General features: G+C 61.6%; 19 protein-coding genes. 15 read left to right on the top strand and 4 right to left on the bottom strand.

The genetic code is table 11. The annotated features are described in order from the left end of the window. Positions 1-7: 7 nt before the first annotated feature. From hisC to V8J82_RS04005, 3 genes are read left to right on the top strand one after another with little or no spacing between them, the layout of a single operon-like run. Entirely contained in the window at positions 8-1,093 is a 1,086-nt protein-coding gene (gene hisC, locus V8J82_RS04015; protein WP_339972398.1) for a histidinol-phosphate transaminase, read from the top strand. Then, on the top strand, positions 1,090-2,022 hold the full coding sequence (locus tag V8J82_RS04010) for a prephenate/arogenate dehydrogenase family protein (RefSeq protein ID WP_339972396.1): 933 nt from the start codon (positions 1,090-1,092) through the stop codon (positions 2,020-2,022). The genes hisC and V8J82_RS04010 overlap by 4 nt, the downstream gene beginning before the upstream one ends. After that, entirely contained in the window at positions 2,019-2,954 is a 936-nt protein-coding gene (locus tag V8J82_RS04005) for an extensin-like domain-containing protein (RefSeq protein ID WP_339972394.1), read from the top strand. Before V8J82_RS04010 ends, V8J82_RS04005 begins: the two co-directional genes overlap by 4 nt. Here the strand turns inward: V8J82_RS04005 and V8J82_RS04000 are convergent. Further along, the gene (locus tag V8J82_RS04000) at positions 2,951-3,952 is read right to left on the bottom strand and encodes a DUF2125 domain-containing protein (protein ID WP_339972392.1); all 1,002 of its coding nucleotides are present in this window, start codon (positions 3,950-3,952) and stop codon (positions 2,951-2,953) included. The two genes, V8J82_RS04005 and V8J82_RS04000, sit on opposite strands and share 4 nt — an antisense overlap. A 59-nt stretch (positions 3,953-4,011) precedes the next feature. On the opposite strand from V8J82_RS04000, the gene V8J82_RS03995 reads away from it, so the two are divergent. The 3 genes from V8J82_RS03995 to V8J82_RS03985 all read left to right on the top strand — a co-directional run bounded on the left by V8J82_RS03995 (position 4,012) and on the right by V8J82_RS03985 (position 8,205). Then, positions 4,012-4,557: a gamma-glutamylcyclotransferase gene (locus V8J82_RS03995; RefSeq protein ID WP_339972390.1), complete on the top strand. Its 546-nt coding sequence runs from the start codon at positions 4,012-4,014 to the stop codon at positions 4,555-4,557. A 72-nt stretch (positions 4,558-4,629) separates the two neighbouring features. Further along, a complete protein-coding gene (locus V8J82_RS03990; RefSeq protein ID WP_339972388.1) occupies positions 4,630-5,844 on the top strand; it encodes a biopolymer transporter ExbB in 1,215 nt (404 codons plus the stop codon). A gap of 3 nt (positions 5,845-5,847) precedes the next feature. Further along, positions 5,848-8,205 (top strand): peptidoglycan -binding protein, encoded by a 2,358-nt coding sequence (locus V8J82_RS03985; RefSeq protein ID WP_339972386.1) that lies wholly within the window; start codon positions 5,848-5,850, stop codon positions 8,203-8,205. A gap of 121 nt (positions 8,206-8,326) precedes the next feature. Here V8J82_RS03985 and clpA read toward each other — a convergent pair whose 3' ends face one another. Both clpA and gloB read right to left on the bottom strand, forming a co-directional pair. After that, positions 8,327-10,663 carry an ATP-dependent Clp protease ATP-binding subunit ClpA gene (gene clpA / locus V8J82_RS03980; protein WP_339972384.1) on the bottom strand — a complete coding sequence of 779 codons (2,337 nt, stop codon included), beginning with the start codon at positions 10,661-10,663 and terminating at the stop codon, positions 8,327-8,329. Between the two features lie 201 nt (positions 10,664-10,864). Further along, on the bottom strand, positions 10,865-11,635 hold the full coding sequence (gene gloB, locus V8J82_RS03975) for a hydroxyacylglutathione hydrolase (protein WP_339974507.1): 771 nt from the start codon (positions 11,633-11,635) through the stop codon (positions 10,865-10,867). Positions 11,636-11,708: 73 nt separating this feature from the next. Here gloB and V8J82_RS03970 point away from each other — a divergent pair, with 73 nt between their 5' ends. The 9 genes from V8J82_RS03970 (at position 11,709) to V8J82_RS03930 (ending at position 19,779) form a co-directional block, all read left to right on the top strand. Then, a complete protein-coding gene (locus tag V8J82_RS03970) occupies positions 11,709-12,491 on the top strand; it encodes a class I SAM-dependent methyltransferase (protein ID WP_339972382.1) in 783 nt (260 codons plus the stop codon). A 20-nt stretch (positions 12,492-12,511) separates the two neighbouring features. Next, positions 12,512-13,048 carry a flavodoxin family protein gene (locus V8J82_RS03965; protein ID WP_339972380.1) on the top strand — a complete coding sequence of 179 codons (537 nt, stop codon included), beginning with the start codon at positions 12,512-12,514 and terminating at the stop codon, positions 13,046-13,048. 446 nt (positions 13,049-13,494) lie between these two features. Beyond that, a complete protein-coding gene (locus V8J82_RS03960; RefSeq protein WP_339972378.1) occupies positions 13,495-14,055 on the top strand; it encodes a F0F1 ATP synthase subunit delta in 561 nt (186 codons plus the stop codon). A 1-nt stretch (position 14,056) separates the two neighbouring features. After that, positions 14,057-15,595, top strand: coding sequence for a F0F1 ATP synthase subunit alpha (gene atpA / locus V8J82_RS03955; RefSeq protein WP_339972376.1), 1,539 nt, complete (start codon positions 14,057-14,059; stop codon positions 15,593-15,595). Between the two features lie 18 nt (positions 15,596-15,613). Further along, positions 15,614-16,489 carry a F0F1 ATP synthase subunit gamma gene (locus V8J82_RS03950; protein WP_339972374.1) on the top strand — a complete coding sequence of 292 codons (876 nt, stop codon included), beginning with the start codon at positions 15,614-15,616 and terminating at the stop codon, positions 16,487-16,489. A gap of 21 nt (positions 16,490-16,510) precedes the next feature. After that, positions 16,511-17,935 carry a F0F1 ATP synthase subunit beta gene (gene atpD, locus V8J82_RS03945; protein WP_339972372.1) on the top strand — a complete coding sequence of 475 codons (1,425 nt, stop codon included), beginning with the start codon at positions 16,511-16,513 and terminating at the stop codon, positions 17,933-17,935. Between the two features lie 55 nt (positions 17,936-17,990). Beyond that, positions 17,991-18,389, top strand: coding sequence for a F0F1 ATP synthase subunit epsilon (locus tag V8J82_RS03940; RefSeq protein WP_339972370.1), 399 nt, complete (start codon positions 17,991-17,993; stop codon positions 18,387-18,389). A gap of 123 nt (positions 18,390-18,512) precedes the next feature. Beyond that, on the top strand, positions 18,513-18,998 hold the full coding sequence (locus V8J82_RS03935; protein ID WP_339972368.1) for a GNAT family N-acetyltransferase: 486 nt from the start codon (positions 18,513-18,515) through the stop codon (positions 18,996-18,998). A 187-nt stretch (positions 18,999-19,185) separates the two neighbouring features. Next, entirely contained in the window at positions 19,186-19,779 is a 594-nt protein-coding gene (locus tag V8J82_RS03930) for a hypothetical protein (protein ID WP_339972366.1), read from the top strand. Here the strand turns inward: V8J82_RS03930 and V8J82_RS03925 are convergent. Continuing rightward, positions 19,752-20,780 (bottom strand): ribose-phosphate pyrophosphokinase, encoded by a 1,029-nt coding sequence (locus V8J82_RS03925; protein WP_339972364.1) that lies wholly within the window; start codon positions 20,778-20,780, stop codon positions 19,752-19,754. The genes V8J82_RS03930 and V8J82_RS03925 overlap by 28 nt on opposite strands. Positions 20,781-20,840: the final 60 nt, after the last annotated feature.

The following is a 20,840-nucleotide window of genomic DNA, read 5'->3' as shown; positions in this document are numbered from 1 at the left end:
TCCGACCATGACAGCTTCGATCACGCCTCAACCCGGTATTCTCGACATCGCCCTGTATCAAAGCGGCGAGTCCGAGATTGCCGGCCATGCCGATCCGCTGAAGCTGAGCGCCAACGAAAACCCATTTGGCCCATCGCCAGCAGCGATGGACGCGATGGCAACGGTATTGTCTGAAAGCCATCGCTATCCGTCCACCGATCACGCCGATCTGCGCAAGGCAATCGCCCAGCTGCATGGGCTCGATGCAGATCGGATCATCTGCGGTGTCGGTTCTGACGAAGTCATCCACTTCCTGTGTCAGGCCTATGCGGGCCCGGGGTTGGAGGTGCTTTACACGTATCACGGCTTTGGCATGTACCGTATCTCCGCCCTGGCCGCCGGGGCGACGCCCGTGGTGGCGCCTGAGACGGAGCGGCGGGTGGATATCGATGCCCTGATCGCAGCCGTCACGCCCGTAACGCGGCTGATCTTCATCGCGAATCCGGCCAATCCAACGGCGACCCTTTTGGAGATCTCTGAGATTGCGCGTTTGTCCGATGCATTGCCGCCGGAATGTCTGTTGGTTTTGGATGGCGCCTACGCTGAGTTCGCTGATGGCTATGACGGGGGCGCGGCGCTGGTGACCGTGCGCGACAATATCGTGATGACCCGGACCTTTTCGAAAGCCTACGGGTTGGGGGGGCTGCGGGTAGGCTTTGGCTATGGCCCGCGCGTCGTGATTGATACGCTCAACCGTATCCGCGGTCCATTCAACCTGTCTGTGATCGCGGTCGCCGGGGCCAAGGCGGCGGTTGGCGACCAGGCGTGGGTGAACGAATGCATCCGTGTGAACGCCGCGGAGCGTGCGCGATTGACCGGTGGTCTGCGGCAATTGGGCATCGCTTGCGATGACAGTCACGCCAACTTCGTGCTGGCCCGTTTCGCTGATGAGGCCGAGGCCGATGCCGCCGATGCGCATCTGAAATCCGAAGGCATCATCGTGCGCGCCCCGAAATCCTACGGCCTGCCCGAATGCCTGCGCATCACCGTTGGACGGCCCGAGGACAATAGCCGTGTTCTGGACGCGCTCGCCTCGTTCAGGGGAGCGGAATGAGCGTGATTTACCAACGCGTTGCTCTGATCGGGCTGGGCCTTATCGCCGGGTCGATGGCCCATGCCATTCGGCGCCGCGGTCTGGCCGGAGAAATTGTCGGCACCGCGCGGTCCGCTGAAACCCGCGCCATCGCGGCTGAGATCGGCCTGTGCGACCGCGTGGTCGGCACGGCGGCAGAGGCGGTGGCGGGTGCCGATCTGGTGGTTTTGGCCGTGCCGGTGGGCGCGATGGAGAGCGTCGCCGCCGAAATCGGGCCCCATCTTGCACCCGATGCGACGCTCACGGATGTTGGCTCGGTCAAACGCGACGTGATCCAGGCGATTGGTCCGCATTTGCCGGCGAATGTCCACTTCGTCCCAGGCCACCCCTTGGCGGGGACCGAGCATTCCGGCCCACGGTCGGGTTTCGCCGAGCTATTCGACAATCGCTATACTTTGCTGACCCCGGTGGACGGTACAGATCCCGCGGCGACCGAGCGGTTGAGAACACTGTGGGAAGGCTGTGGAGCGATTGTGGAGGAAATGGATCCCGATCATCACGACCTGGTGCTGGCCGTCACCTCACACACACCACACCTGATCGCCTATACGATGGTCGGTGTCGCCGATGATCTGCGGCGGGTGACCGATAGTGAGGTGATCAAATACTCCGCCGCGGGTTTTCGGGACTTCACCCGGATCGCCGCGAGCGATCCGACCATGTGGCGCGATGTGTTCCTGTCGAACAAGGACGCCACGCTTGAGATCCTTGGCCGCTTCACTGAAGAGCTGTTCGCATTGCAACGGGCGATCCGCACCGGCGACGGCGATCACCTGTATGACTATTTCACGCGGACCCGCGCCATTCGCCGCGGCATCATCGAGGCGGGTCAAGACACCGATGCGCCCAATTTTGGCCGCGGGACGCATCGCAAAGAGGGTGCTGAATGAGAGCGCTGGCGCTCATTTGCTTGGCGGCACTTTGGCCGCTCGCTGCGCCAGCGCAGGATCGCCCGACCGTTGACGCGAGTGAACTGGCGCCCGGAGGGTCTCTTCGCCCCGCGCCTCGGCCGGGTGACCCGCCGGTCGCCAACCCGGCGGGGCCGCAGGGGCTTGGCGCCGCTGCCACCGATCCCACCAGCGCCTCCCCTGGCGGCGAAACGCCCGTCCCGCGCACACCGCCCGCTCAAGGCCTGTTCGGTCCCCCGGGCGAAACCGCGGCCACAACCGTTGGCGGCGGCGGATCTGCCTTGGCGGTCGCCGTATCGCTGCGCCCCGAAACGCGCCCGGATGGGTTGGCCGAGCGCGTTCGCGCCATCGCCACGCGCAACACACCCGGCCGCGTTGCCCAACCGGGCCGCAATACGGGTACGCTTTGCGGGGTCGTTGGTCTGCAAGGCGAACAGATCGATCCCGTGCCGGGCCGGATCAACGGATGCGGTATCCCGCAAGCGGTGCGTCTGCGCGTGGTCCATGGCATCCAACTGACCACGCCCGCGACGATCAATTGCACCACGGCACAATCGCTCAGCGCGTGGGTGCTGCAGGCCGATGAAATCATCGGAAATACCGGCGGTGGCATCGCCAATCTGCGGGTCGTCGCCTCGTATTCCTGCCGCACGCGCAACAATCGACCCGGCGCACGCCTATCAGAGCATTCCACAGGCAATGCCATTGATATCGCCGGGATCGGTTTGGCCAATGGCGAAGAGTTGAGCGTTTTGGATGATTGGCGGAGCAATCGCAGCCAGATCATGCGCAACCTGCACCGTGCGGCCTGCGGGCCCTTTGGCACTGTGCTTGGTCCCGATGCCGACCGGGCGCATCAGGATCACTTCCACTTCGACGTCGCCGCGTATCGATCCGGGCCCTACTGCCGCTAGCGCAGACGCAGGTTGGGCGCCGGGCCGAGCGGTAGCGGCCCCAGAAAGATCCGTCCGTTTTCAAACGACAGCGTCGCGTCGATGTTTTCCGGCTGTCCCGAAAGACCGGCCAGCATGTTCAGCATCGCCTCGGCGGTGGGTTCAAACCGCTCGGGCACCACACCGGCATTGGTGGCAAGGCTCAGCATCGCGCGCCAGTTTTCGGCGCGGACCGCCAACTCGCCCTCAGGCACTCCGGTTGGCGTTACCTCTAACGTGCCCGATGCTCGAAACAGCATGTCACCCCATTCGGCACGCACCTCCTCCAGATCGATCTGCGTGATCTGTGGGCGTGCCTGTTCGATTGCATCCAGATCCCAGGGGCGGTCGAAGGTTACAACGCCGTCGGCCCTGGCCAAACTGATGACCACTGGCAACACACCCGCCGGATCCAAACGGTCACGCCAGGCTTCGGGCGGGGTCATCGCGTTGGCGGAAACAGTCATTTCATAGGTGCTGACACTATCGCCTTGCCGCCGCACGATTAGGCTTCCCTGCTCCAACGCGGTCTGCCATCCCGCCGTCGACTGGATCGAAAGTGGCCCCATATCCCAGGTCGCTCCATCCAATGCGAACCGGTTGGCGGGCTGCACGTCCAACTCCGCCTGCATCGTCATGCCCGAGATCGTCAAACGTTCCAGGGGTGACGAAATGATCTGATCGTCCGGCCAGAACGCGGTGATCCGATCGAGGCGCAAGGCGTCTTGTTCGAACCGGAACCAGGGCGCCGACCAGGCCAGGCCGGTCTCGGGGTCGGCCAGCTCGACCCCTTCGAACTCGGTCACAAATCGCAAAGGAAAGCCGCCGACGCCAATGTCGCTGGCATGGGCCACCCAGCCCTCGGCCGCGCGCGCATCCAGCCAGCGCTGCGCTGCCGTCTGCGTCAGAATCGCGCCCACGCCCCAGGCCACGCCACACAAGACGGCCAGCACGATCCCCAATGTCAGCAGGCGTTTCATGGCCTTCCCCTTTTGGCGCTCTATGGCCTATAGCGGCGGGAACAGACAAGGACCAACACATGACCGCCCCGCTTTGGATTTTCGGCTATGGCTCGCTGCTTTGGAACCCCGGTTTTCCGGTGGCTGAAACGCGGATCGCGCGGCTGGACGGATGGCACCGGTCGTTTTGCATGTCGTCGATCCATCACCGTGGAACAGAGGCCGATCCTGGTCTTGTCCTGGCGCTGGATGCGGCACAAGACGCGTTTTGCGACGGTTTGGCCCTGCGCGCCGAGGCGGGAACCGAGGAGGAGACGCTGGCCTATCTGCGTGAACGTGAATTGATCTCCTCGGCCTATTACGAGACGCGCCAGCAGATTGTCTTTCGCGATGGCACCCGGCAGGACGAGGTTCTGACCTACGTCATCAATCGCGACCATTGGCAGTATTGCGGGGCGCTGCCGCTGGAACAACAGGCCCAGATCATCGCTCAGGCCCATGGCGGACGTGGGCCAAACGACGAATACCTTTACAACACTGCCGCGCATCTGGCCGAATTGGGCATTGGGGATGCCGATCTTGAGGCGTTGGTGACACGGGTGAGGGCGTTAAAAGACTTGTGTTGACGGGTCTGTTGTCGCTGACCCAATCGCCTTGTATGGTAGCGCCTGATACGTCCCAAGAGCGATCCAAACGCCATGGCGAGCAGCCGAGAGGGCGCAGGGGCCCTGCGCTTCACCAGACCTACCCAGCAGATCGTGCTGATGCTGATCATCCTTGCTGTGGTGATCGCAGGAGGCGTGCTGGTTTGGCCGCGCGTGCAACCGGTGTTTCTATCGTCACCTTTTCTGAACGGTACAATCGCCTTTGTCTTTGTTGTGGGGGTTTGCGCCACGTTCTTCCAGGTGATCCAGCTATTTTCGTCGGTGGCGTGGATCGAAGAGGTTGCGGGTGGTGGCGGTGGTGAGAATGCGGACAAGCCCCCGCGGTTGATGGCGGCGATCAAGGGCGTTGCCCGGATGCGCGGCAACCGGATGCAGGTGACACCGGCCTCGGCGAAATCGGTGCTCGATTCCGTGGGCGCGCGGATGGAAGAGAGCCGTGATATCACACGTTACATTGCCAACCTGCTGATCTTCCTTGGTCTTTTGGGAACGTTCTTTGGACTGGCCACGACCGTTCCGGCGGTGGTGGAAACCATCCGATCCTTGCAGCCCACCGATGGCGAAGAAGGGCTTGCAGTCTTTGGGCGCCTAATGGACGGGCTGGATGATCAATTGGGCGGGATGGGCACGGCCTTTGCCTCGTCGCTCCTGGGTCTGGCCGGATCGCTGATCGTGAGCCTGCTAGAGCTTTATGCGGGCCACGGCCAGAACCGGTTCTACCGCGAGCTTGAGGAATGGCTGGTGTCGATCACGCGGGTGTCGTTTTCTTCGGGCGACGGTGAAGGTGGCGTGGACAAGGCGGCGATTGCCACCGTGCTCGACCATATGGTCGATCAGATGGACACGCTGCAAAGCCTGTTCGCGCAATCCGAGACGCGGCGCGCCGCCACCGAACAACGTGTTCTGCAACTGGCGCAAAGCATCGAAGGGCTGACGGATCGGCTTGGTCCCGGCCAGGTTGCCGCGACTGAGCGTGTGGCGGAGTCGCAAGATCGCCTAGCGACGGCGCTGAATGGGATGCTGACCACCGAACAAGGCTTGGATGACGAAAGCCGAAATCGCCTGCGCTCGATCGATGTGCAGCTGTTCAAGATGTCAGAAGAGCTTGCCACGGGCCGCGAGGCGGAGATTGCCGGGTTGCGCACGGATCTGGCGCAACTGACCCAGGCGCTGCACGCTCTGACCCAAGCGGCCCGAGCGCCCGCGGAGGCGCGCGCGCGGCAACAGCAACGCAGCACGGATCGCTAGGCCATGGCCTTTCACCGCGGCGCCAGCAACCGGATGTCAGGCTCGATCTGGCCGGGTTTTGTCGATGCGATCACGGCCCTGCTGATGGTGATCATCTTTGTCCTGACCATTTTTATGGTCATGCAATATGTGCTGAGCGAAGAGATCAACAATCAGGACGATGAGATAAACGCTTTCGCGTTGCAGGTCAGCCAATTGGCCGATGCCCTTGGTTTGGAAGAGGCGCGTGCCGGAGAATTGGAGGCACGCGTCGCGACGCTGACCGGATCGCTGACCAATGCCGAAGATCAGATGGCCGCCCAGCAGGCGCTGATCGCCTCCCTTACCAATGAGACCGAGGCGCAGGCCGCTCGCATCGTCGCATTCGAGGAACAAATCGCGGGTCTGTTGTCGCGCAACAATGAGCTTCAGCTGGCGCAAGCGGACACTGAGGCCGAACTGGCCGAGGCCATGAGCGAGGCGGAAGCGTTAGATCTGGCCTTGGCATCGGCCCGGAGTGAAATCGACGAAGCCACCGAGGCCGCGCGTCTGGCCGCCGCCCGTCGCGAAGCGCTGGAGGCTTTGATCGCCGATCTGCGGAGTGACGCCGCAACCCGCGAGACATCTCTGACCGAAGCCTTGCAAGCACTCGCTGCCGCCGAAACCCGCAATGCGACGCTGGCCAGCACGATCGTGGAACGTGAGACATCCCTTCAGGACGCGCTTGCGGCCCTGGCCAGCGGGGATGAACGTGCGGAGGAACTGCTGACCCAATTGCAGGCTGCTGAAGAGGGGTTGGATGCCGCAGAGGCACGGCGCCTGGCGGATTTGGTTGCGGCCGAGGCGTTGCGCCAACGTTTGGCGGAGGTCGAACAAACCCTGTCCGAGGAAGAGGCCGCGCGGCTTGCGGCCCTTGCAAGTGCCCAGGCGTTGCAAAGCCAATTGGATGAAAATCAAGCGACACTCGACGAAGAAGAGGCGGCGCGTTTGGCCGAAGCCGCCGCTGCGGCAGCCCTAAGGGCGCAACTAGATGATGCGAATGCGGCGCTCTCCGAGGAGGAAGCCGCCCGTTTGGCGGAAGCGGCCGCTGCCGAGGCTTTGCGCCGCCGCCTAGAGGATGCCGATGCCGAATTGACCGCGATGACGCTGGCCTTGGAAGAGCGCCGCGCGGAAGCCGAAGAAACGCTGACCCTGCTGGCGGCGGCTGAGACGGCGCGGGACGATCTGGCGACCCGTCTGGCCGGAGCCCTGGCGCGTGCCGATGAGGGGCAGGGCGAGGCCGCGACGCTGGCCGATGCGCTCGCCGCAGCAGAATTGGAACTGGCTCGCGCCGAAGACACATTGACGGCGCAAACGGGCGAGATGACCGAATTGGAGGCCGAACTCGCCTTGGCGCTGTCGCGACTGGAAAGCGTGGAGGCCAGTGCTGCGGCGCGTTTGGCAGATTTGGAGGCGCAGATCGCAGCGGCTGAAGACCAGGCCGCCGACGCCGCCGCGACATCGGGGGATTTGACAAGTCTGGAGGCGCAGCTTGCCGCAGCAATCGCCGCGCGGCAATCCAGCGACGCCGCACTGACCGAAGCGTTGAGTGAGGCCGAGACGCGGGCAGCCTTGCTGGCGCAGGCCAATATCGAACTGGAAACGGCGCAGGCAGCCTCAGCCGAAAGCGCTCAGCAGGTCGCTTTGTTGAACGAACAGGTGGCGGCATTGCGCGCACAATTGGGATCCTTGGGCGAGTTGCTGGACGCGTCAGAGGCGCAGGATGCCGAGGCTCAGGTGCAGATCCAGGCGCTGGGGTCGCGGTTGAACACGGCGCTTGCACAACTGGCGGCGGAGCAACGGGCCCGCGCCGATGCCGAAGCAGGGCGCGCCGAGTTGGAGGCCGCGGAGGCCGAGCGTCTTCTGGAAGAAGCCCAGGAGCTTGAGCGCTATCGATCCGAATTTTTCGGACGGCTGCGGCAATTGCTGGAAGGGCGCGACGGCGTGCGGATCGAAGGCGACCGTTTTGTGTTCTCGTCGGAGGTTCTATTCAATGTGGGCTCCGCCGATCTTTCGCCCGAAGGATTGCAGCAGATTGAGCGCGTTGCCGATCTGCTGGCTGAGGTGTCGACCGATATTCCCGACGAGATTGATTGGATCATTCGCGTTGATGGTCACACCGATGATCAACAAATCCGTCAGGGCGGAACCTTCGCCAACAATTGGGAATTGAGCCAAGCGCGGGCGCTGTCGGTTGTGCTCTATATGAGTGAAGAACTGGGTATCCCGCCCTTCCGCCTGGCGGCGACCGGGTTCGGCGAACACCGACCGATTGCCACCAATGACACGGCGGCAGGCCAGGCGCAGAACCGGCGCATTGAGTTGAAACTGACCGAGCGCTAGGGCCGCGGCCTCTTCCTCTGCAACGAACATATCGCCGACAAAACCACATTGTTGGCGCCGCCATTGAAAAGGCCGGGTTCAGAACCCGGCCCTCACACTCATCTATCCTGTGATCCGCAGATCAATCGGCGGTCAGAAGCGGTGGCTTCTTCTTGGGCGACAGACGTGGACTGCCCGGCTCTTCGATGCGCAGGTCGATCTCGCCATCTTTCACGCCAACCTTGACGTTGCCGCCTTTGGCAAGCTTCCCGAAGAGCAGTTCCTCGGCGAGCGGTTTCTTGATGTGCTCTTGGATCACGCGACCAAGCGGGCGGGCGCCCATCCGGTCGTCGTAGCCCTTGTCGGCAAGCCATTCCGCCGCCGGACGTGTCAGCTCGATCGTCACATTCCGATCCAGAAGCTGAGCTTCAAGCTGCAGAACGAACTTCTCGACCACCTGCAAGATCACCTCTTTCGGCAGGGCACCGAAACTGATGACCGCATCCAGACGGTTGCGGAATTCCGGCGTAAAGGTCCGTTCAATTGCCGCTGTATCCTCGCCCTCGCGTCGATCCCGACCGAAGCCGATGGCGGCTTTCGCCTGTTCGGCGGCCCCGGCGTTCGAGGTCATGATCAACACGACGTTGCGGAAATCGACCGACCGCCCGTTATGGTCGGTCAGCGTGCCGTGATCCATGACCTGCAAGAGGATGTTGAACACATCCGGATGGGCTTTCTCGATCTCATCGAGGAGCAACACACAATGCGGGTTCTGATCGACGCCGTCGGTCAGCAAACCGCCTTGATCAAAGCCCACATAGCCCGGAGGCGCGCCGATCAAACGGGAAACCGCGTGCTTTTCCATGTATTCCGACATGTCGAAGCGCAGCAGCTCCACTCCGAGCGTATCGGCCAATTGCTTGGCCACCTCGGTCTTGCCGACACCGGTCGGGCCAGCGAAGAGATAGTTGCCGATGGGTTTTTCAGGTTCACGCAGACCAGCCCGCGCCAGTTTGATCGACGACGACAGCGCCTCGATGGCGTTGTCCTGACCAAACACGACACGCTTCAGCGACACTTCGAGATCCTTCAGAACCACCGCATCGTCTTTGGAGACGTTTTTCGGGGGAATGCGGGCGATCTTGGCCACGACATCCTCAATCTCTTTCTGGCCGATTGTCTTCCGACGCTTGGATTCGGCGACCAGGTGCTGCGCCGCGCCCGCCTCATCAATCACGTCGATGGCTTTGTCGGGCAGTTTGCGGTCGTTGATGTAGCGCGACGACAATTCCACTGCGGTTTTGATCGCGTCGGCGGTGTATTTGACGCTGTGATGCTCTTCGAAATAGGGCTTGAGGCCTTTGAGGATCTTCACCGCATCTTCGACCGACGGTTCAGACACGTCGATTTTCTGGAACCGGCGGCTGAGCGCGCGGTCCTTTTCGAAATGCTGGCGGAACTCCTTATACGTGGTGGAGCCCATGCAACGCAGTTTGCCGCCCTGAAGCGCGGGCTTCAGCAGGTTGGAGGCATCCATCGCCCCGCCAGAAGTCGCGCCCGCACCGATCACGGTGTGGATCTCGTCGATGAACAGCACGGCGTCCGGGTGATCTTCCAGTTCTTTGACGACAGCTTTCAGACGTTCTTCAAAGTCGCCGCGATAGCGGGTGCCCGCAAGCAATGCGCCCATATCGAGCGAGTAGATCGTGGCACCTTGCAGCACTTCGGGCGTCTGACCTTCGACAATTTTCTTGGCGAGGCCTTCGGCAATGGCCGTCTTGCCCACGCCCGGGTCACCCACCAGAAGCGGATTGTTCTTGCGGCGGCGGCAGAGCACCTGCACGCAGCGTTCCACTTCGTGATTACGACCGATCAGCGGATCGACATCGCCTTTGATCGCCTTTGCGTTCAGATCGACACAATACTTCGCCAGAGCGGATTCTTTGCCGTCGCCTTCCGGCTCGCCGCCCTGCATCGAGGGCGTGTCGGCCTCCTCCTCATCGGCGCCAGACACCGAACGTGCCTCGCCATAAGAGGGATCTTTGGCGACGCCGTGGGCAATGAAGTTCACCGCATCATAGCGTGTCATATCCTGTTCTTGCAGGAAGTAGGCGGCGTTCGATTCACGTTCAGCGAAGATCGCGACAAGCACATTGGCGCCCGTCACCTCGGTACGACCTGAGCTTTGAACATGGATTGCTGCACGCTGAATAACACGCTGGAAGGCGGCGGTTGGCACCGCTTCGGATCCTTCGACATCTGTTTCCAAAGTCGACAGATCATCGTCGATAAATTTCGTTAACGTCTCGCGCAGAACCTCAATATCGACAGAACAGGCTTTCATCACCTTCTGGGCGTCGGGTTCGTCAACAAGTGCCAGCAACAGATGTTCAAGCGTTGCGAGTTCATGGCGGCGGGCATTCGCATTGGCGAGTGCTGCGTGGATGGCCTGTTCCAGGCTGGTCGAAAAAGACGGCACGGCATGTGCTCCTTTCGTCTGCATCGAGCGGGGATTTTCCCGCTGCTCGATCATGGCCTCATATGTTTAAGTTTTGCTTTCCGCGCACAGGTTTCAAGCGAAAATGCATCAAGTGACCGTGTTCTCTGGGGGCTGTTGGGCCGTCTGCCCCGCAGGTTCATGGTTAACGTGGTATTTGTGCCCATTTTTCGGGCGTCTCGCTTAGAAGCTATCCTTCCGAGCGCGGATTTCACGGAAAATATGAGCCGGCGGCGCATTTACAAGGCCCAGATGGCTGGCGATGCCCGGCTCTGCTGCCCGCAAAAACGGGTTTGTGGCCAATTCCTGCGCCAATTCCGAGGGCACTGTCGGCTTGCCATCCGCTCGCGCCGCTTTGATCTGTTCGACGCGCTTAAGAAGGTCGGGATTGTCGGGTTCGATGGTTAACGCAAAGCGGGCATTGGATTCGGTATATTCGTGGCCGGAATAGACCCAGGTGTCGGCTGGCAGGGCAGCAAGCTTGCTGAGGCTGCCCCACATCTGCTCCGCCGTTCCTTCAAACAGGCGCCCGCAACCCAGCGCCATGAGGCTGTCCGCGGTGAAGGCCGCTTTCGCCGCGGGCACGTGAAAGGCCAGATGATTGTCGCAATGGCCCGACACGTCCAAAACAGCCACGGTCAATGATCCGACGTTGAAATTGTCGCCTTCGATCAGGCGATGATCCAACGGCGGCAAGCGCGCGGCGTCGGCGTCACTGCCCCAGACCTTGGCGCCCGTCGCTTCGACCAAATCCTCCACACCCTGGACGTGGTCCCAATGGTGATGCGTGATCAGAATGTCGCTGAGCGTCCAACTCCGTGCCGATAGCTCCGCTAGGATCGGCGCGGCATCAGGCACATCCACGCAGGCGGTGGCGCCGGTTTCGGGATCATGCAACAGAAACGCATAATTGTCCGACAGGCACGGGATGGTGACGATCTGAGGCTGGGTCATGGTATTCACGCAGTGTGGGATTATCTTGGGGTAAGCCTGGCAAGGGCCAGGCGGGTTTGCAAACGGAATTGCGATGCATCTCGACGTCGTTGATCTTCGACACTTCTATTATCGCACACGTCTGGGGCGGATTGCGCAGAAGGCAGTGCGTCAGCGGATGCTCGAACTGTGGCCGGATGCCAAAGGCCAATGCGTCGTGGGGTTCGGATTTGCCGTGCCGCTTCTGCGTCCCTATCTGGCCGAGGCGCGACGGGTCATCGGGTTGATGCCTGCCGAACAAGGCGTGATGCCGTGGCCTGCGGGGTTGCACAATGTCTCGGCGCTGTGCCGCGACGGATGGTGGCCGGTGCAGAATGAATCGGTCGACAAGCTGGTCTGTTTGCACGGGCTCGAAACCTCGGAACATCCGGCGGCCCTGCTGGAGGAAGCGCAACGGGTGCTGGCGCCCGGCGGACGGGCGTTGTTCATCGTACCAAACCGGCGTGGATTATGGGCCCGACGTGACGCGACACCGTTTGGTTTTGGGCGGCCCTATTCGCTTGGCCAGTTGGAAAAGCAGCTACAGGTCCATGACTTCATTGCCGAACGCCACGCGGCGGCGTTATTCTCACCTCCCTCGGGAACTCAGTTTTGGCTGAAATCTGCGGATATGCTTGAAAAGCTGGGCGGGAAGCTTAGCCGAAACCGGGCCGGTGGGGTTATTCTGCTTGAAGCAAGCAAACGCGTACCGGCGCGGCCCAGGCCCGGCTTGGCCGCACGGGTGCGCCAACCTTTGCGTGTGCTGGAGGGCGCAACAGCCCCCGTCTCGGGCAGAGACGGTCCCGCGGCGGCCTCGCGCCGCAACGGCTCGGCGTAATCCCACAAACGGACCCACCTATGATCGCGATCCCCTATTTCTCCGGTGCGGGGCATACCGCCAAGCTGGCCCAAGCCATAGCCGATGGCGCGGGCCATGCCCGCGCGATCGATATCGAGGCAATGTCAGAGGCCGATTGGGCGGCGATGGATGCCGCTTCGGCAATCGTGTTCGGGGCACCGACCTATATGGGCTCCGTCGCTGCGCGCTACTCTGCCTTTTTGGAAGACGCCGCAGGCCCGCGATGGATGGAACTGGCCTGGGCCGACAAGCTTGCGGGCGGTTTTACGGTTGCCAGCCACGGCTCCGGCGACAAAGGCGTCGCGCTGCAACGGCTCAACACCTTTGCAGCGCAAATGGGAATGATCTGGGTTGGCCAAGCCGAGATCGGCGCGCCTGTGTTTCCGGAACGCGCCGGGATCAACACCGATGGCAGCTGGTTGGGTTTGATGGCCACGTCATCGCGCGATAAGTCCGATTTGATCGCGCCTGGCTATCTGGACACCGCTTACCGATATGGTGCACGCATCGCCGGCGCAGTGGCACGCTGGGGATAGTTCGCAGCGCAACCGGGCTGCAAACTAGGATCGCCATCGCTTCGACCCTTTGACGCCCCATGGCGATCACCCACGCGCCCCCAAAGAGCATCAAGATCCCGTACGGGATCCGCCAAAACTCTGCGAAGAGTTTTGTTTGGCCGATGCCCCCTTTTGCGCAACACCAAGACGGTAGGGCCGGATTTTGTCTCAGAATCGAGACAGCAGGGGGGCGTTTTTTGCAGGTCAAACCGCCGCAGCGCGGCGATTTCCGGCCAAGCCTCTGAAAACAAATAAAATACAACCAAGAGGCCCTGCCGTAAGCACTGTTGCAGCACACGAAACCCTCTGCTACACCGCGCTCGATTTACAGGGGAATAGGCGGAGGCACCGCCTTGGACATGGGATGCCCGGGGGTCAGCGCCGCTGCCAGCCTGCCTGGGTCCCTCGCATATGAAAGGGTGGACGTGAGCGAACCTGCTTCGATCTCGACCGGCATTGCCGCGCGTTATGCGACCGCGATGTTTGAACTGGCCACGGAAGGCAAGGCGCTGCCCGCGCTCGAATCCGACATCTCCAACCTGGAAGCCGCTTTGGACGACAGCGCAGATCTGCGCGATTTGATTCAGTCGCCGATCTATGGCCGCGATGAAACGCAGGCCGCAATCGGGGGCGTTGCCGACAAAATGGGCCTGAGCGCCATGACCGGCAACACACTGCGTCTGATGGCATCCAAGCGGCGCCTTTTCGTGCTTCCTGCGTTGCTGAGCGAATTGCGCGCACGCATCGCCGAGCATAAGGGTGAGGTCACGGCCGAGGTCACCTCGGCGAAGGCGTTGACCAAGACACAACTTGATAAGCTGGCCAAAACGCTGAAAGCGTCTGTCGGCAAAGATGTAAACCTGAAAACGTCCGTCGATGACAGCATCATCGGCGGTCTTATCGTTAAAGTGGGCTCAAAGATGATCGACACCTCGATCCGCTCCAAGCTCAACGCACTCCAGAATACCATGAAAGAGGTCGGATAATATGTCTATCCAAGCCGCCGAGATCTCTCAGATCCTGAAAGAACAGATAAAGAGCTTCGGGCAAGATGCCCAAGTCGCCGAAGTGGGACGGGTTCTGTCGGTGGGCGACGGGATCGCTCGCGTCTACGGCCTCGACAACGTGCAAGCCGGTGAGATGGTCGAATTCCCGGGCGGCATTCAGGGCATGGCTCTGAACCTGGAAGCCGACAATGTGGGTGTCGTGATCTTCGGCTCCGATCGCGACATTAAAGAAGGTGATACGGTCAAGCGCACGAACTCCATCGTGGACGTGCCTGCAGGCATGGGCCTGTTGGGCCGCGTTGTGGACGGCCTGGGCAACCCGCTGGACGGCAAGGGCGCCGTTGACGCCTCAGAGCGCCGCGTCGCCGACGTGAAAGCCCCCGGCATCATCCCGCGCAAATCTGTGCATGAGCCCATGGCGACCGGCCTGAAAGCCATCGACGCGATGATCCCGATCGGTCGCGGCCAGCGCGAATTGATCATCGGCGACCGCCAGACCGGCAAGACCGCCGTGGCGCTCGACACGATGCTGAACCAGAAAAGCTACAACGACGCCGCTGGTGATGACGAAAGCAAGAAGCTCTACTGCATCTATGTGGCGGTGGGTCAGAAGCGCTCCACCGTGGCGCAGCTTGTGAAGAAGCTCGAAGAGACCGGCGCGATTGATTATTCTATCGTCGTGGCCGCCACCGCATCGGATCCCGCGCCGATGCAGTTCCTGGCGCCCTATGCCGCGACTGCGATGGCCGAGTATTTCCGCGACAATGGCAAACACGCACTGATCATCTACGATGACCTGTCCAAACAGGCGGTGTCTTATCGTCAGATGTCGCTGCTGCTGCGCCGTCCGCCGGGCCGCGAAGCTTATCCGGGTGACGTGTTCTACCTGCACTCCCGCCTGCTGGAACGGTCCGCGAAGCTGAACGAAGACAACGGCGCGGGCTCGCTGACGGCGCTGCCGGTCATCGAAACGCAGGGCGGCGACGTGTCGGCCTTTATCCCGACCAATGTGATCTCGATAACCGACGGCCAGATCTTCTTGGAAACCGAGCTGTTCTTCCAGGGCATCCGCCCTGCAGTGAACACCGGTCTGTCGGTGTCGCGCGTGGGCTCGTCGGCCCAGACCGACGCGATGAAGTCGGTTGCCGGTCCGGTGAAGCTGGAATTGGCACAATACCGCGAGATGGCGGCCTTCGCGCAGTTCGGCTCCGACCTCGACGCCTCGACCCAGCGCCTGCTGAACCGCGGTGCGCGCCTGACCGAGTTGATGAAGCAGCCACAATACTCGCCCCTGACCAACGCAGAAATCGTCTGTGTGATCTTCGCGGGTACCAACGGCTATCTCGACGATCTGCCGGTGGGCGATGTTGGCCGCTACGAACAGGGTTTGGTGACCTTCTTGCGGTCCAAGAAAGCGGATCTGCTGGATTGGATCACAACCGAAGATCCGAAGGTGAAAGGCGACGCCGCCGATCGCATCAAAGCTGCGATCGACGAATACGCCGCAGATTTCGCCTGATTTAAGGAGGGAAGGCTAATGCCGAGCCTCAAAGACCTAAAAAACCGGATCGAGTCGGTCAAGTCGACCCGCAAGATCACCAAGGCGATGCAGATGGTCGCCGCCGCGAAACTGCGCCGCGCGCAGGAAGCGGCGGAGATGGCACGCCCCTATGCCGAACGGATGAACGCCGTGATGGGTGGCCTTGCGCAAGCCGTCGGAGCGTCGGAAGGCGCGCCAAAACTGCTCGCGGGCACCGGATCTGATCAGGTGCATCTGCTCGTCGTGATGACGTCCGAACGTGGCCTCTGTGGCGGCTTCAATTCGTCCATCGTGCGTTTGGCGCGGACCCACATCGAAAAGTTCTTGGCGGATGGCAAGACGGTCAAGATCTTGACCGTCGGCAAGAAGGGCCGCGAGCAACTTCGTCGCGATTACAGTGATCATATCGTCGATCATGTGGATCTGAGCGAAGTGAAGCGGATCGGCTACGCCAATGCCGCTGAGATCGCCAGCGATGTGCTGGGCCGGTTTGACGCGGGCGAATTCGATATCGCAACGATCTTCTACAACCGCTTCCAATCGGTGATCAGCCAAGTGCCGACGGCACAGCAGATCATCCCGGCCTCGTTCGATGAGGCCAAAGAGGTCGAGGGCGGGACGCTCTACGATTACGAACCTTCTGAAGAGGCGGTGCTGGAAGACCTGTTGCCACGCGGCGTGGCCACGCAGATCTTCACGGCGCTTCTGGAAAACGGTGCCTCGGAACAGGGCGCCCGGATGAGTGCCATGGACAACGCCACGCGCAATGCGGGCGAAATGATCGACAAGCTGACCATCGAGTTCAACCGCTCGCGTCAGGCCGTCATCACCAATGAGCTGATCGAAATTATCTCGGGCGCCGAGGCGCTCTAAGACCAACCGGAGACACGACACATGGCAAATGCAGTCGGCAAAATCACCCAGGTCATCGGCGCCGTCGTTGACGTGCAATTCGAGGATCACCTGCCCGAGATCCTGAACGCGCTGGAAACGGACAACAACGGCAAGCGCCTGGTACTGGAAGTGGCCCAGCACCTCGGCGAGAACACCGTGCGGACCATCGCGATGGACGCGACCGAAGGCCTGGTGCGCGGTCAGACCGTCACCGACACGGATGGCCCGATCGTCATGCCCGTGGGCAACGGCACGCTGGGTCGTATCATGAACGTGATCGGCGAGCCCATCGACGAGAAGGGGCCGATTGAATCCGATGAAACCCGCGCCATCCACCAGGAAGCGCCGGATTTCCAGGACCAGTCGACCGAAAGCGAAATCCTCGTGACCGGCATCAAGGTTGTGGATCTGCTCGCACCCTATGCGAAGGGCGGTAAAATCGGCCTCTTCGGTGGTGCCGGTGTGGGCAAGACGGTTCTGATCCAGGAGCTGATCAACAACATCGCCAAAGTGCACTCGGGCTTCTCGGTGTTTGCGGGCGTGGGTGAGCGGACCCGCGAAGGCAATGACCTTTACTACGAATTCATCGAATCCGGCGTGATCAACATGGAGAACCTGGTCGAGTCCAAGGTGGCGCTCGTCTATGGTCAGATGAACGAGCCTCCGGGTGCGCGGATGCGTGTGGCCCTGTCGGGTTTGACCCTGGCCGAGCAGTTCCGCGACCAGTCGGGCACCGACGTTCTGTTCTTCGTCGACAACATCTTCCGCTTCACCCAAGCGGGTTCTGAGGTGTCGGCACTTCTGGGCCGGATCCCGTCCGCCGTGGGGTATCAGCCGACGCTGGCGACCGATATGGGTGCGATGCAGGAACGTATTACCTCGACGAAAAACGGATCGATCACCTCGGTGCAAGCGATCTACGTGCCTGCGGACGACCTGACCGACCCCGCGCCGGCCACTTCGTTTGCGCACCTCGACGCGACGACCGTTTTGTCGCGCGCCATTTCTGAGCTGGGCATTTATCCCGCCGTGGATCCGCTCGACTCAACGTCGCGTATTCTTGACCCCGCGGTTGTGGGCGACGAGCACTACAAGGTGGCCAACGACGTTCAGCAGATGCTGCAACGCTACAAGTCGCTCCAGGACATCATCGCGATCCTGGGCATGGACGAGTTGAGCGAAGAGGACAAACTGACAGTGGCCCGTGCGCGCAAGCTGCAGCGCTTCCTCAGCCAGCCCTTCGACGTGGCCGAAGTCTTCACCGGGTCGCCCGGGGTGCAGGTGCCGCTGGAAGACACAATCCGCTCGTTCAAGGCGGTTGTGGCCGGTGAATACGACCACCTGCCCGAAGCAGCCTTCTATATGGTCGGCGGCATCGATGAGGTGGTCGCGAAGGCTGAGAAACTGGCTGCTGAAGCCGCCTGATCCGGTAACCGCCCCGGGCTGACCGGGGTGGGCCCTGCAACGAACGGAGCTGACAATGGCGACGATGCAATTCGATCTGGTCTCGCCCGAACGCCGTCTGGCGTCGATGGATGTGACCGAAGTGCAAATTCCGGGCGCTGACGGTGATTTGACCGCAATGCCGGACCATGCGCCAATGATCACCACCCTGCGGCCCGGCATCCTTCGCGCCCATGGCACGGATGGCGTGAAAGCCTACTTCGTCACCGGCGGCTTCGCCGACGTGGCGGGGCCATCGGCCACGATTCTGGCCGAACGCGCCATGCCGGTCGATGAGGTCACGCCCGAGGTGATGGATGAGCTTGTCGCTGACGCCACCAAAAAGCGGGACGACGCGCCCGAAGGTGCAGGCGATGCTGCGGCCAAGTTTCTGGCCGATCTGGTCGCCGCCGGCGAAGAGATCAAGCTGGGCTAATCGCCCCTCGATTCAAGATACAGACGCCCTGCAGCAATGCGGGGCGTTTTGCGTTTCGACCATGACGTGCCTTGCACTCTGCATCTGGTGGCACGAGTGTCGTCTCCAACAGATGGAGGTGAGATGGTCCAGGTCCGAGCGGCGCGGCGCGACGACGCGCAAGAGATGAGCGTGATCCTTGCTGATATTCTGGAATCCTGGGGCAGCGATCGGCCACGATCGCCGGGCCATGTTCTATCCCACTACATTGCGCATCCCGATCTGGTGAAGTGTTCGGTTGCCGTTGGCGAAGACGGCGAAATCCTCGGGTTCCAATCCCTGCTAAAAATGCAGGCGGATAACCCCTACGACGTCCCGGCGGGCTGGGGTGTGATCGGCACCTACGTGGCCGCAAAAGCCGCGCGGCAGGGCGTGGGGAGAAAGCTGTTCTCATCCTCGTTGGACGCCGCCATTGCGGCCGGGTTGCGCGATATCGATGCGACAATCGGAGGAGCAAACGACCTGGCGCTCGCCTATTATGGCGCGATGGGTTTCCGAACCTATCGGACCAAGCCCGGCGCGGTGTGCAAATCTTTCTCTGTTGAGCCCAAGGGCGTCTTGGCGGTTTAGATCGCCTCATTCCTCTAGCGAAAACGCGTTTGGGCGTGAGCTCCCGCCAGTGCGTGCTGCACCGCCGATGCCCCGCGCGATGCCAGATGACGTAACGTTATGGAAGCTATGGATTGAACTCTCCACAAACTTGAACAATGTTCATTTTGATACATGAACGTCGTTCATAAAATGGGGAGATCAAGCTATGCGGTCCGTATCGAACACTTTGCTCGCGGTTTTCTGCGGGGTTTTGACCGGCGCCTTATCAAGCTGGGCGATTGAGCCGGTCTCCGACCTGCGCCTGTCGATCCCAGGCCTGCCATCGGATGCCTTTCCAATAGCGACACCCCTCTCGATTGCCGCAGGGGTGCCATTCGGTCTTTTGGGGGCCTTGTTCGTCTGGCGCGTTCTGCGGTTCACACTCCCACAGGTATTGCTATTCAGCGTCTTGTCGATCGTCGGCATGTTTGCGGCAGCAGAAGCCGCGACATGGGCATTCCTGATCCCGTTGCCACCCTTTGATGAAAGCTTTTTCCTCGCCTATCTCGCGGCAAGCCCCATCGGCGCGCTGATCCTGGCCGGGCCGATGATGCTCTGGCGCAGGGGCGCGGGCGCCCTGCAAACCCTGTGGCGGGCGGTGGCCTGGCCCACTGGCGCGGCACTGCTTGTCGCGTTCACCATGGTGGCGATGGGGTCGGATGATGCGTTGAACCTGCCGTGGTCGGCAGCGCTGTTCTGTAGCTGGCAGGCGTTGTTTCTCTACGCTTTCGCTCAGCGCCCCCACATTCCGTTGGGATAGAGACCCTCATAGATCGGCACCAGAGTGCGCGTATCGAACAGGGATGAGACCGAGGTGCCGTTCCAGATGTTCAGGATCGATTGCGCGAACATCGGGGCGGTCGGAATGACGCGGATATTGGCGCAATCGGCAATGGCGGCGGTCGCTTCGATCGTGTCGGTCACCACCAGGCTTTTCATCACGGATTTGCTGACCCGCTCGACGGCGGGGCCGGACATGACGCCATGGGTGATACAGGCATGAACCTCGGTTGCGCCAGCCTCCATCAGCACCTCGGCGGCTTTACACAATGTGCCCGCGGTATCGACGATATCGTCGACGATGATACATTTCTTGCCCGCAACTTCGCCGATCACAGTCATGCCCGAGACTTCACCGGCCTTTTCGCGCCGCTTGTCCACGATGCTCAGCGGCGCGCCGATCCGTGTGGCCAATTCCCGCGCGCGCGCCACGCCGCCCACATCGGGCGAAACAACCATGACGTCCTCCATATCGCCGTTGAACGCATGCAGGATGTCGAGCGCGAAGATCGGTGAGGCGTAGAGGTTGTCGACCGGAATATCGAAGAAGCCCTGGATCTGGGCCGCATGTAGATCCATCGTCAGCACCCGCTCGATCCCGCCGCCGGTCAGCATATTGGCGACCATCTTGGCGCTGATCGGGGTGCGGGCCTTGGTGCGGCGATCCTGCCTCGCATAGCCGAAATAAGGGATCACGGCGGTGATGCGCGCCGCCGACGACCGGCGCAGCGCGTCGGCCATGATCAACAGCTCCATCAGATTGTCATTGGCGGGCTTGGACGTCGGCTGAATGATGAACATATCCTCGCCGCGGACATTTTCGAACACCTCGACAAAGATTTCGCCGTCATTGAAGCGCTCGACCCGCGCATCGACCAGCGGCACGTCCATACCGCGATGCATCGACATGCGGCGGCTGATCGCATTTGCTAAGCTCTTGTTCGCGTTGCCGGAAATAATTTTCGGATCGAGTGCGGCCATTGGCAGATGTCCCTTTTCAGCCGGTCGCGAGCGCGTCCCCAGTGGCGCCCGCTTGTTGTT

It is taken from the genome of Gymnodinialimonas mytili (assembly GCF_037544085.1).
Taxonomy (GTDB): Bacteria; Pseudomonadota; Alphaproteobacteria; order Rhodobacterales; family Rhodobacteraceae; genus Gymnodinialimonas; species Gymnodinialimonas mytili.
Note: the sequence above shows the minus strand (reverse complement) of the source record. Positions and strands in the feature narration are given on the sequence as shown.